Below are 12,777 nucleotides of genomic sequence, written 5' to 3' on the forward strand. Positions count from 1 at the left end.
TACTAATCGGGAAGCCATAATGATTGGCATAAAAAGCATAGCGAGTTACGTGCCCGCTGAAGGCGTCGATAACTACGCTCAAGGTGCCAGCTTCGGCAAGGATGAAGACTTCATCCTCGGGAAGATTGGCTCCACGTTCCTGCCGCGCAAGGCTGACGGTCAGGAAACCTCGGATCTGTGTGTGGAAGCAGCCAATAAGCTGTTTGCCAGCAATCCGCAGCTCAAGCGCGAAGAGATCGACGTACTGATCGTCGTCACCCAGAACGGTGATGAAGAAGGGCTGCCGCATACCGCTGCCATCGTGCAGGACAAGCTCGGGCTGTCGACCAATGTCGCTGCATTCGATATTTCGCTGGGCTGCTCCGGCTATGTATACGGCATCTATGCGATCAAGGGTTTCATGGAAGCGGCTGGCCTGAAAAACGGCCTGCTGATCACGGCTGACCCGTACTCGAAGATTGTCGACCCTGAAGACCGCAACACCACCATGCTGTTCGGTGATGCGGCCACCGCCACCTGGATGGGCGAGGACGCTGCATGGCAATTGGGCAAGGCGAAGTTCGGTACGGACGGCTCCGGTGCGCCGCACCTGAAGGTGAGTAACGGCGTGTTCTTCATGAACGGTCGTCAGGTGTTCAACTTTGCATTGCTCAAAGTGCCTGCTCACCTGCATGAGCTGCTGGGCGAGTCCGGTCTGCAGCCTGATGACATCGACGCCTTCTGTATTCATCAGGGCAGCGCTGCCATTGTGGACGCCGTGGCGCGTCGTTTCGAAGACAAGCCCGAGAAGTTTCTCAAGGACATGGTCGAGACCGGCAATACCGTGTCGTCCAGTATTCCTCTGCTTATAGAAAAGCACGTGCTCGATTCTTCCTGGAGCCGTGTGGCGTTGAGTGGCTTTGGTGTTGGTTTGTCCTGGGGCTCGGCCATTATTTACAGGGCGTGATCGCCTGCGGTCTGAACCAAAACGCCTGCGACCTTAGTTGCGGGCGTTTTAGTCTGGATAAATCGCTTGCAAAAATCTGCTGTCACTGATTTTTGTCAATCCAACAGCGCTGTTCCGGCCTGTTGAAGTTCCTCTTTTCTTTGTTGTGTGCGCTTCAAGCCCTTGTTTTATAAGGGGTGGCAGACTGCTAGCAAAATTTTTGAAAAAAACACTCAAGCAACCTGCCATCGCGACGATAACTATTACGAAGGTTCTCTAGGCATACCCGGCGCTTGCAGGGGCCGGAAGCCACGTAGTACACAACCCACGAGGAATTCATCATGGCTTTAACAGTAAATACCAACGTTACATCGTTGGCCGTTCAAAAGAACCTGAACCGTGCTTCTGACGCACTGTCCACTTCCATGTCCCGTCTGTCGTCTGGCCTGAAAGTACAGAACGCCCGTGACAACGTCGGTGTTCTGAGCACGATTGCCTCGATCAACTCGCAGGTTCGTGGTCAGACCGTAGCGATCCAGAACGCCAACGACGGTATGTCCCTGGCTCAGACCGCTGAAGGCGCTCTGCAAGAATCCGTATCGATCCTGCAGCGTATGCGTGAACTGGCAGTTCAGTCGCGTAACGATAGTAACAGTGCAGTCGACCGTACCGCTCTGAACAAAGAATTCACCGCGATGAGCGCTGAATTGACCCGTATCTCGGCCAGTACCAACCTGAACGGCAAGAACCTGCTTGACGGTTCCGCCAGCACCATGACCTTCCAGGTCGGCGCCAACACCGGTACCTCCAACCAGATCACTCTGACCCTGAGCGCAAGCTTCGACGCAGAAACTCTGGGTGTTGGCTCGGCGATCACCATCGTTGGTTCGAGCAGTACCGAGGCGGAGACCAACTTCTCTGCTGCAATCACTGCGATTGACTCCGCTCTGCAGACCATCTCGGCGAGCCGTGCTGATCTCGGTGCTGCACAGAACCGTCTGACCACCACCATCTCCAACCTGCAGAACATCAACGAAAACGCCAGTGCTGCACTGGGTCGTCTGCAAGACACCGACTTCGCTGCTGAAACTGCACAACTGACCAAGCAGCAGACTCTGCAACAGGCTTCGACTTCGATCCTGTCTCAGGCCAACCAGCTGCCATCCGCTGTACTGAAACTGCTTCAGTAATATCGGCATGAGTTTTGGCGGGGGAGTGCGTAATCGTGCTCTCTCGCTTTTTTGCTTTCGGAGGTGATGGTCATGGAGATGAGTGTAAAGCTGAACGTGTCCTATCCGGCCGCTCAACCGACGAGTCCGGCTCCGGCCACGGACAAGTCTGTTGATAAGCCTGCCGACGTCAAGTCGGTGGAGCGGGTTGCCGCTTCGGATGAAAGCAAAAGCCTGGATCTCAAGAAGGATGATGCTCAGGAGGAGACTAAAGTCAAAGCTGCGGCGGAAGAAATCCAGAAATTTTTTCATTCGGTCAAACGCAATCTTGAGTTTTCGATCGATGAAGGTTCTGGCAAAGTCATCGTCAAAGTCATTGCAAGTGACTCTGGTGAAGTGATCCGGCAGATTCCGAGTGCAGAATTCCTGAAACTGGCCGATAGCCTGAGTGATGCGAACAGTTTGTTGTTCCGCGCCAAGGCCTGACCACCGGTAAGGTCCTTGTTGCAGGGTTTGGAGGAGCAATTGCCTCGAAGCCCGGTGGCACACTAGAAGGAGAAGCGAAATGGCAAGTCCAGTTACGTCGACAGTAGGCCTGGGTTCGGGTCTTAATATCGGTGATATCGTCAAGGGGTTGGCGGCTGCCGAAAAGGCGCCCAAGCAGACCCAGATAGACAAGCAGACTTCCGCCACCTCGGCCTCGTTGTCGGGTGTCGGTCAGTTGTCGTCTGCGCTGGCCGCGTTCCAGAAAACCATGGACACGCTCAGCAGCACCACAACGCTTGCATTCAATGGCTTTGCGGCTACGTCGGCCGACGAAAAGGTCGTGAAGGCAACAGCGGGCAACAACGCAGTCAACGGCACTTACGCGTTGAACATCAGCAAGCTTGCGACGCCTTCCAAGGTCGCGACTGCAGCATTGACGGCTGCCCAGACCAGTGCCATTCCGAGTGGTATCCTGAAAGTCACTCAGAATGGCGTTGCTCAGGAGGTCTCGATCGACCAGGGCTCGACGCTGGAGCAGGCGCGCGACAAGATAAACTCCACGCTCCAGGGCAAAGGCATTACCGCGAACATCATCAACGACAGCAACGGTGCGCGTCTGGTGTTCAGTTCGACCACAACCGGTAAAGGCAGTGATATTTCGGTAGAGGGCAGTTCCGGTCTGGAAATGTTCAATATCGATGGCACAAAGAAAATGTCGGAGACCGCTACCACCGATGCCAACGGCAAAGTGGTCGGGGGCGCGGGCGCGATTTCAGATCTGGCGGGGGACGCCGAGTTCACCATCGACGGTCTCAGCCTGACCAGTAAGACGAACACGGTGAGCGGTGCGATTTCCGGTATCACCTTTGACCTGGTTGCGCCGAGTGCAAGCGCGACCGCTACCACCACCATTACCGTGGCAACCAACACGGATGGTCTGAAGGCTTCTCTGCAAAGCTTCGTGGATTCCTATAACACGATGGTCAAGCTTGTCGCGACGCTTACCAAGGGCTCGATGGGCAAGGATGCTGACGGCAAGGATGTGTTCGTGCCTGCTCCGCTGACCGGCGACGCGACACCTCGCTCGCTGTTGGCAGTGATCCGGACCCAGATTGCCACCGCGACCTCTACTTCAGGCCTGGGCTCTCTCGCTCAGTTGGGCATCCAGACGCAGCAGGTCGACGGTACATTGTCGCTGGACTCGGCAAAGTTCACGGCGGCGTTGAGTGACAAGAAGATGGGTAGCCAGGTTCAGGCGTTGTTTACCGGTGAAGGTGGCCTGCTGGATCGCATCACCAAGGCTGTCAAACCTTACAACGAAGCGGGCAAGGGTATTCTGCCGACCAAGACGACCAGTCTGACGGCGATGCAGAAGCAACTGACCAAAGACCAGTCTGACCTGGACCGTCGTATCGACACCCTCACCGCGAGCCTGACCAAGAAGTACAACGCGATGGACCTGGTGGTAGGGCAGCTCAAGGCAACGGCGAGCAGCATCACGTCGATATTCGCCGCCATGAATGCGCAAAAGAACAATTCGTAGTTCTATTCGCCGATTATTGCGCTTGCCAACAACCCGACCCTGTGTCGGGTTGTTGTTTTTGGGCTAAAGTTTTTTCGCGCTGCGTCGATAGCTTGAATATGAGTAATCTGGATTTATCACGAGGCCCCCTATGAATCCGATGTTAGCGTTGCGGCAGTATCAGAAGATTGGTTCCCAGGCACAGACCTCGGAAGCCAGCCCACACCGTCTGGTTCAGATGTTGATGGAGGGCGGTCTGGATCGCATTGCCCAGGCCAAGGGCGCGATGTCACGCAAGGAAATCGCTAACAAGGGCATCTTCATCAGCAAGGCCATCGGCATTGTAGGCGGCCTGCGTGATGGTCTGGATCTGGAAAAAGAGCCGACAGAGGCGCTGATCAGGCAGGACAAGCTGTATCACTACATGATGACGCGTCTTGCTGAAGCCAATGCGCGCAACGACCAGAAAATGCTTGATGAAGTGGCGGGTCTGTTGATCACGGTCAAGGAAGGCTGGGACGCAATCGGCGCTACGCAATCGCAATAAGGCTCGCTGCCTTCAGGAGACAGAAATCATGAGCGTTGCACTCAAGCGAATCGAAGAGACCCGTGAGGCTTTGGTCGGGGCACTGGCTGAGCGCGATTGGGAGGCTATCGGCAAGCTTGATCTGGCGTGCCGTGAATGTGTCGATGAGGTGGTCAGCCATTCGCCTGATGACGATCCTGCCCTTCGCAGCAATCTGGAAGAGCTTTTGGGGGTCTATCGGCAGTTGATTGACATTGCAACCGACGAGCGTCAAGCAATCGTCGATGAAATGGCAAAAATGCAGAATGCCAAAAACGCAACGAAGGTCTATCATCTCTTCGGCTAGCTTTTATTTGTCGGTTTAATTATCCGACAGGAAGTTCGCCATAAATTTGACTGTTTACGTTTTTTTGACTTAACTAGTGATGTTTACTATTTTCTGGCGTCTCATCGTTTATATCGGCTGAGCGGCCAAGCTGCCCCCCAATCATGGGCATTGAGTTGACTAGGGAAGTTGCTATTGCATGTGGCGTGAAATCAAGATTCTGCTAATCGATGACGATAGCCAGCGCCGCCGGGATCTGGCGGTTATCCTGAACTTCCTTGGCGAAGAAAATCTCTCCTGTTCCAGTCAAGACTGGCAGCAGGTCGTAGGCGCTCTCGGGTCTACGCGGGAAGTGCTTTGCGTGCTGATCGGCAACGTAAACGCCCCGGGCAGCCTTCAAGGACTGCTTAAGACCATCGCTGCATGGGATGAGTTCCTTCCTGTTCTGCTTTTGGGCGAAAGTTCTTCCGTCGAGCTTCCGGAAGACATGCGCAGGCGTGTGCTGTCTGCGCTGGAAATGCCGCCCAGCTACAGCAAATTGCTGGATTCCCTGCACCGTGCCCAGGTCTATCGTGAAATGTACGATCAGGCCCGTGAGCGTGGTCGTCATCGCGAACCTAACCTGTTCCGCAGCCTCGTCGGTACCAGTCGTGCAATTCAGCACGTGCGGCAGATGATGCAGCAGGTGGCCGACACCGACGCCAGTGTTCTGATCCTAGGCGAGTCCGGCACCGGCAAGGAAGTTGTTGCCCGTAACCTGCATTACCACTCCAAACGCCGTGACGCGCCGTTCGTGCCCGTCAACTGCGGCGCGATTCCGGCTGAACTGCTGGAAAGCGAATTGTTCGGTCACGAGAAGGGCGCGTTTACCGGCGCAATCACCAGTCGTGCCGGGCGCTTTGAACTGGCCAATGGCGGCACACTGTTTCTTGATGAGATAGGCGACATGCCGTTGCCGATGCAGGTCAAGTTGCTGCGCGTCCTGCAGGAACGCACCTTCGAGCGCGTTGGCAGTAACAAGACCCAGAGCATTGATGTGCGCATCATTGCCGCTACGCACAAGAATCTCGAAAACATGATCGAGATCGGCAGCTTCCGTGAAGACCTTTATTACCGTCTGAATGTATTCCCGATCGAGATGGCACCGCTGCGTGAGCGCGTTGAAGATATTCCGCTGCTGATGAATGAACTGATCTCGCGCATGGAGCATGAAAAGCGCGGCTCGATCCGGTTCAACTCGGCGGCCATCATGTCGCTCTGCCGTCACGCTTGGCCGGGCAACGTTCGCGAGCTGGCCAATCTGGTGGAACGCATGGCGATCATGCATCCCTACGGTGTGATCGGTGTGGCCGAATTGCCGAAGAAGTTTCGCTATGTCGACGATGAAGACGAGCAGATGGTCGACAGCCTGCGCAGCGAGATCGAAGAGCGTGTCGCTATCAACGGTCATACGCCGAACTTTGCCTCCGGCGCACTCTTGCCGCCTGAAGGACTGGATCTGAAAGACTACCTGGGCGGTCTCGAGCAGGGGTTGATTCAGCAGGCGCTGGATGATGCCAACGGCATTGTTGCACGTGCCGCCGAACGTCTGCGCATCCGTCGCACGACGCTGGTCGAGAAGATGCGCAAGTACGGCATGAGTCGTCGAGAAGGAGACGAACAGGCGGAGGATTGACGCCTGCTCAAACGACCAAAAATCAAACCTCTGAATTTTCAGGGGTTTTTTTTCGGCACGAGGATTGCTAAGTCTCTGTCAACACACCGTTTACTGACGGTCCGCCACGCGAGAGATGATTTATGTCCAACGCCGCTCACATGACTCCCGAACTGTCTGTTCAGCCATTTCCCGCTCTGGAGCTGGAAAGTCGCCATGGGCTGGAACAGGCGTTTTCGCTGTTCAACCAGATGTCGGCGCAATTGACCGATTCCTACGGACATTTGGAAGCGCGTGTGACCGAACTCAAGGGTGAGCTGGCGCAAGCCGGTGTTCAGCGTCTTCAGGAACTCGCGGAAAAGGAGCGCTTGGCCAACCGTCTGCAGAACCTGCTCGATCTGTTGCCGGGCGGCGTGATCGTCATTGATGGCATGGGTGTGGTCCGCGAAGCCAACCCTGCCGCCATCGATCTGTTGGGTCAGCCGTTGCTGGGCATGCTGTGGCGGCATGTGATCAGTCGCTGCTTCGCGCCACGCGTCGACGATGGGCATGAGATATCGCTGAAGGACGGCCGTCGCCTGTCCATTTCCACCCGCTCTCTGGATGCCGAGCCCGGTCAGTTGGTGCTGCTCAACGACCTGACTGAAACCCGTCGCCTGCAGGAACAACTGGCTCGACACGAGCGCTTGTCTTCCCTGGGTCGAATGGTTGCCTCGCTGGCGCATCAGATTCGCACACCGCTGTCGGCGGCGATGATCTATGCCAGCCACCTGACCGAGCAGGAACTGCCGGTGGAAACCCAGCAGCGTTTTGCCGGCCGACTCAAGGAGCGTTTGCACGAACTCGAGCATCAGGTACGTGACATGCTGGTGTTTGCCCGTGGTGAGCTGCCGTTGACCGATCGCGTCGCACCGGGCGCGCTGTTTCAGGCATTGCAGAACGCAGCCGCAGCCCACTTGCAAGGCGTGGCGGTTCGCTGGCAGTGCGACAGCGTCGACGGCGAGTTGCTGTGTAACCGCGACACGCTGGTCGGTGCGCTGCTCAATCTGGTTGAAAACGCCGTGCAGGCCAGTGCAGGCCGCACACGTCTCAAAGTACACGTCTACAGTCGCGGCAATACGCTGCGGCTGTGTTTCAGTGATAACGGCAGCGGCATGGATCAGGCGGCGCTGGCTCGTATCGGTGAGCCGTTCTTTACCACCAAGACCACCGGCACCGGCCTGGGCCTTGCGGTGGTCACGGCAGTGACGCGCGCGCATCAGGGTGGCGTGCAATATCGCTCCCGTGTCGGGCGTGGTACTTGCGCCATCGTCAGTCTGCCGTTGATTCCTGCAGCCAGTTCAGTGAGTGCAAGCTGATGTCGATCAAGGTGTTGCTGGTCGAAGATGACCGTTCATTGCGTGAGGCGCTGGGGGAAACCCTGGAACTGGCTGGCTACGGTTACCGTGCAGTCGGTTCGGCGGAAGAAGCGCTGCTCGCGGTCGAGTCCGAGCCATTCAGTCTGGTGATCAGTGACGTGAACATGCCGGGCATGGACGGTCATCAGTTGCTGGCCTTGCTGCGCAACCGTCATCCGCAATTGCCCGTGCTGCTGATGACGGCGCACGGTGCTGTCGAGCGTGCTGTCGATGCCATGCGCCAGGGCGCTGCGGATTATCTGGTCAAGCCTTTCGAGCCCAAAGCATTGCTGGCGTTGGTTGCGCGCCATGCACTGGGGCGTCTCGGTCCGGCCGAAGGCGAGGGTCCGATTGCCGTGGAGCCTGCAAGTATTCAATTGCTCAATCTGGCCAGCCGAGTGGCGAAAAGCGACTCCACCGTGCTGATTTCCGGCGAGTCGGGGACCGGCAAGGAAGTCCTGGCCAGATTCATTCATCAAAATTCGCCGCGTGCCGATAAGCCTTTCATTGCAATCAACTGTGCAGCGATTCCCGACAACATGCTCGAAGCGACGCTGTTCGGTCACGAGAAAGGTTCATTTACAGGCGCCATTGCGGCTCAGGCGGGCAAGTTCGAACAGGCCGATGGCGGCACGATCCTGCTCGACGAGATTTCCGAAATGCCCATGGGCCTGCAGGCCAAGTTGTTGCGGGTGCTTCAAGAGCGGGAGGTTGAGCGAGTCGGCGCGCGCAAGCCCATCATGCTCGACATCCGCGTGCTGGCGACCACCAACCGTGATCTGGCCGGAGAGGTGGCGGCGGGGCGTTTCCGCGAAGATCTGTTTTATCGGCTGTCGGTATTTCCGCTGGCCTGGCAGGCATTGCGTCAAAGGACTGCCGATATTTTGCCGCTGGCCGAGCGTCTGCTGGCCAAGCACGTCAATAAAATGAAGCATGCGCCGGTCCGCCTTTCTGCTGAAGCGCAGGCCTGTCTGGTGAGCTATCCATGGCCTGGCAATGTGCGTGAGCTGGACAACGCCGTGCAGCGCGCGCTGATCCTGCAGCAGGGTGGCGTGATTCAGGCGCAGGATTTCTGCCTTGCCGGTCCGGTGGGAGGTATTACTTCGCCAGATGTACAGGCGCCCGCGTCACCCATGCCTGTCACGTCAGTGGCGGAAAATGCGGTGGTCGCAGGGGGGGCAGAGTCCGCAGGTGCGCTGGGTGATGATCTCAGGCGTCGAGAGTTTCAAATGATCATCGATACGCTGCGCGCCGAGCGCGGTCGTCGCAAGGAAGCAGCCGAGCGACTGGGGATCAGCCCGCGGACGTTGCGTTACAAGCTGGCGCAGATGCGTGACGCCGGCATGGATGTGGAAGGCTATCTGTTTGCAACCTGACGGTCACAGTCCGATCCGGTGCAGACCAGTGGTCATGATCTGTTGTGTCTGATTCTTCGTATGACGGATGTTATTCGCAAGGCCTGCAAGCCTTGTCCGACGGGCATTGCGGCGGTGATGTCATCTCGATCGACGTGATATTCGAAGGTGGTGTGGCATATTGCCGCCATCTAGCTGGCACCGTTGTTGCTAAGTCATCTGTATCCGCTGAATCAGTGTCAAAAATTTGCGGGCCTTACGAGAGAAAATGTCCATGAGCCAAGGTATTGAATTTAATCGCTTGATGTTGGATATGCGGGCCATGCAGATGGATGCAATGGCCGCACCCAAGCCTGTGTCCGGTCCTCAGGAAGCAGGTGCCAGCAGTTTTGCCGATATGCTTGGCCAGGCCGTCAACAAGGTTGCGTCGACTCAACAGGCATCCAGCCAGTTGGCCAACGCGTTCGAAATCGGCAAGAGCGGTGTGGATCTGACTGACGTCATGATTTCCTCGCAGAAAGCCAGCGTGTCGTTTCAGGCCTTGACCCAGGTTCGCAACAAACTGGTTCAGGCTTATCAAGACATCATGCAGATGCCGGTTTAAGGGACGTACTGAGTCATGGCCGAAGCAACAGCCGATCCTGTTCCAGCAAGAGCGGGCGCCTCCGACAAGAAACCGTTGTTCGGGCTCTCTTTTCTGGAAAACCTTTCCGAAATGACCATGCTGCGTCAGATCGGCCTTATGGTCGGTCTGGCCGCGAGCGTGGCCATTGGCTTTGCCGTGGTGCTGTGGTCGCAGCAGCCTGACTATCGTCCGCTCTACGGCAGCCTCGCCGGTATGGACAGCAAGCAGATCATGGATACCCTGACTGCGGCGAACATCAATTACACCGTCGAGCCAAACTCCGGCGCTCTGCTGGTCAAGGCTGATGACGTGCAGCGTGCACGCATCCAACTGGCTCAGGCAGGTGTGGTGCAGAACGATGCCAACATCGGTTTCGAGATTCTGGACAAGGATCAGGGGCTGGGCACCAGCCAGTTCATGGAAGCCACGCGCTATCGCCGTGGTCTGGAAGGCGAACTGGCGCGCACCATTTCTGCGTTGAATAATGTCAAGGGTGCCCGCGTGCACCTGGCTATTCCGAAGAGTTCGGTTTTTGTCCGTGACGACCGCAAGCCAAGCGCCTCGGTACTGGTTGAGTTGTATGCCGGCCGCTCGCTTGAGCCGAGCCAGGTCATGGCGATCATCAATCTGGTGGCCACCAGCGTTCCGGAGCTGACCAAATCGCAGATCACTGTTGTCGACCAGAAAGGCACCCTGCTGTCCGATCAGGCCGAAAACTCCGAATTGACCATGGCAGGCAAGCAGTTCGATTACAGTCGCCGCATGGAAGGGATGCTGACTCAGCGCGTTCAGAACATTCTGCAACCGATTCTGGGTTCTGACCGCTACAAGGCCGAAGTCTCGGCGGTGGTTGATTTCAGCGCTGTCGAATCCACCGCCGAAAGCTTCAACCCCGATCAGCCTGCCTTGCGCAGCGAGCAGTCGGTCAACGAACAGCGCTCCACCAGTTCAGGTTCGCAAGGTGTTCCCGGTGCGCTGAGCAATCAGCCTCCAGGTCCTGCGACCGCGCCTCAGACTGCCGGCGGTGCGGGTGCTGCTGCAGCCGCTATCGCTCCGGGTCAGCCGCTGCTCGATGCCAACGGTCAGCAGATCATGGACCCGGCCACCGGTCAGCCTGCGCTGGCGCCATACCCGGCCGACAAGCGCGTGCAGTCCACCAAGAACTTCGAGCTGGACCGTTCCATCAGTCACACCAAGCAACAGCAGGGTCGTCTGACGCGCCTGTCGGTTGCCGTGGTGGTCGATGACATGGTCAAGACCAATGCTGCCAACGGTGAAGTGACCCGTGCGCCCTGGAGCGCCGCAGATCTGGCCCGCTTCACGCGTCTGGTCCAGGATGCCGTCGGTTTTGATGCCAGCCGTGGCGACAGCGTCAGCGTGATCAACGTACCGTTCTCCAGCGAGCGCGCCGAAGTATTGCCCGAAGCTTCGTTCTACTCGCAGCCCTGGTTCTGGGACATCGTCAAGCAGGCGGTGGGCGTTATCTTCATCCTGATTCTGGTCTTCGGTGTGCTGCGCCCGGTGTTGAACAACATCACCACCGGCAAGAGCCGCGAGCTGGCCGGTTTCGGTGGCGATGCCGAGCTGGGTGGCATGGGCGGCCTGGATGGCGAGCTGTCCAACGACCGCGTCAGCCTGGGCGGTCCGCAGAGCATCCTGCTGCCTAGCCCGACCGAGGGTTATGACGCACAGCTCAACGCAATCAAGAGTTTGGTGGCTGAAGATCCGGGTCGTGTGGCCCAGGTCGTGAAAGAGTGGATTAACACTGATGAATGATCGAGCCCTCGTAGCCAAACTGAGCAAAGTCGAGAAGGCCGCCGTGCTGCTGCTTTCTCTGGGGGAAACCGATGCGGCGCAGGTATTGCGTCACATGGGGCCCAAGGAAGTGCAGAAAGTGGGCGTGGCCATGGCTCAGATGCGCAACGTGCATCGTGAGCAGGTCGAAGAAGTGATGAGCGAGTTCGTCGACATCGTCGGTGACCAGACCAGTCTGGGCGTCGGTTCCGATGGCTACATTCGCAAGATGCTCACCCAGGCCCTGGGCGAAGACAAGGCCAATGGCCTGATCGACCGCATCCTGCTTGGTGGCAACACCAGCGGTCTGGACAGCCTCAAGTGGATGGAGCCGCGCGCCGTTGCCGACGTGATCCGTTTCGAACACCCGCAGATTCAGGCCATTGTGGTGGCGTATCTGGATGCCGACCAGGCTGGTGAAGTGCTCGGGCATTTCGACCACAAGGTGCGTCTGGACATCATTCTGCGCGTCTCGTCCCTGAACACCGTGCAACCGGCGGCACTGAAAGAGCTCAACCAGATTCTCGAGAAGCAGTTCTCCGGCAACGCCAACACGTCGCGTACTACCCTGGGTGGTATCAAGCGTGCGGCCGACATCATGAACTTCCTCGACAGCTCCATCGAAGGCGCGCTCATGGATTCGATCCGCGAGGTCGACGAAGACCTTTCCGTGCAGATCGAAGACCTCATGTTTGTCTTCAACAACCTCTCCGACGTGGACGACCGTGGTATCCAGGCGCTGTTGCGCGAAGTGTCTTCGGACGTGCTGGTGCTGGCGCTCAAGGGGTCGGACGAGGCGATCAAGGAAAAAATCTTCAAGAACATGTCCAAGCGAGCTGCAGAACTGTTGCGCGACGACCTGGAAGCCAAGGGGCCGGTGCGCGTCAGCGATGTGGAAACTGCCCAGAAAGAAATCCTCACCATTGCGCGTCGTATGGCCGAAGCCGGCGAGATCGTGCTCGGTGGCAAGGGTGGCGAGGAAATGATCTAAGGATTCAG

12 protein-coding genes are annotated in these 12,777 nt (G+C 57.4%); all 12 read left to right on the forward strand.

Annotated features, from left to right (window positions below):
• Positions 1-19: 19 nt before the first annotated feature.
• The 12 genes from KDX39_RS12400 (at position 20) to fliG (ending at position 12,769) form a co-directional block, all read left to right on the forward strand.
• The gene (locus tag KDX39_RS12400) at positions 20-946 is read left to right on the forward strand and encodes a ketoacyl-ACP synthase III (protein WP_231660564.1); all 927 of its coding nucleotides are present in this window, start codon (positions 20-22) and stop codon (positions 944-946) included.
• A 320-nt stretch (positions 947-1,266) separates the two neighbouring features.
• Entirely contained in the window at positions 1,267-2,115 is an 849-nt protein-coding gene (locus KDX39_RS12405; RefSeq protein ID WP_231660565.1) for a flagellin domain-containing protein, read from the forward strand.
• 72 nt (positions 2,116-2,187) lie between these two features.
• Complete coding sequence (locus tag KDX39_RS12410; RefSeq protein WP_231660566.1) at positions 2,188-2,580, forward strand: flagellar protein FlaG; 393 nt, start codon at positions 2,188-2,190, stop codon at positions 2,578-2,580.
• Between the two features lie 79 nt (positions 2,581-2,659).
• Positions 2,660-4,123 carry a flagellar filament capping protein FliD gene (gene fliD / locus KDX39_RS12415; protein WP_231660567.1) on the forward strand — a complete coding sequence of 488 codons (1,464 nt, stop codon included), beginning with the start codon at positions 2,660-2,662 and terminating at the stop codon, positions 4,121-4,123.
• Between the two features lie 130 nt (positions 4,124-4,253).
• Positions 4,254-4,649, forward strand: a complete 396-nt coding sequence (gene fliS / locus KDX39_RS12420) for a flagellar export chaperone FliS (RefSeq protein ID WP_099229052.1) — start codon at positions 4,254-4,256, stop codon at positions 4,647-4,649.
• 28 nt (positions 4,650-4,677) lie between these two features.
• Positions 4,678-4,974 (forward strand): flagellar protein FliT, encoded by a 297-nt coding sequence (fliT, locus tag KDX39_RS12425; RefSeq protein ID WP_099229051.1) that lies wholly within the window; start codon positions 4,678-4,680, stop codon positions 4,972-4,974.
• 178 nt (positions 4,975-5,152) lie between these two features.
• On the forward strand, positions 5,153-6,628 hold the full coding sequence (gene fleQ, locus KDX39_RS12430) for a transcriptional regulator FleQ (RefSeq protein ID WP_099229050.1): 1,476 nt from the start codon (positions 5,153-5,155) through the stop codon (positions 6,626-6,628).
• Positions 6,629-6,750: 122 nt separating this feature from the next.
• On the forward strand, positions 6,751-7,965 hold the full coding sequence (locus KDX39_RS12435; RefSeq protein ID WP_371321853.1) for a sensor histidine kinase: 1,215 nt from the start codon (positions 6,751-6,753) through the stop codon (positions 7,963-7,965).
• Positions 7,965-9,380, forward strand: coding sequence for a sigma-54-dependent transcriptional regulator (locus KDX39_RS12440; RefSeq protein ID WP_231660568.1), 1,416 nt, complete (start codon positions 7,965-7,967; stop codon positions 9,378-9,380). Before KDX39_RS12435 ends, KDX39_RS12440 begins: the two co-directional genes overlap by 1 nt.
• A gap of 253 nt (positions 9,381-9,633) precedes the next feature.
• The gene (gene fliE / locus KDX39_RS12445; protein ID WP_004880750.1) at positions 9,634-9,963 is read left to right on the forward strand and encodes a flagellar hook-basal body complex protein FliE; all 330 of its coding nucleotides are present in this window, start codon (positions 9,634-9,636) and stop codon (positions 9,961-9,963) included.
• 15 nt (positions 9,964-9,978) lie between these two features.
• On the forward strand, positions 9,979-11,760 hold the full coding sequence (fliF, locus tag KDX39_RS12450) for a flagellar basal-body MS-ring/collar protein FliF (protein WP_231660569.1): 1,782 nt from the start codon (positions 9,979-9,981) through the stop codon (positions 11,758-11,760).
• Positions 11,753-12,769, forward strand: a complete 1,017-nt coding sequence (gene fliG / locus KDX39_RS12455; protein WP_004880752.1) for a flagellar motor switch protein FliG — start codon at positions 11,753-11,755, stop codon at positions 12,767-12,769. The genes fliF and fliG overlap by 8 nt, the downstream gene beginning before the upstream one ends.
• The last annotated feature ends 8 nt before the right edge of the window (positions 12,770-12,777 follow it).

It is taken from the genome of Pseudomonas sp. CDFA 610, from assembly GCF_021147865.1.
Taxonomy (GTDB): domain Bacteria; phylum Pseudomonadota; class Gammaproteobacteria; order Pseudomonadales; family Pseudomonadaceae; genus Aquipseudomonas; species Aquipseudomonas alliivorans.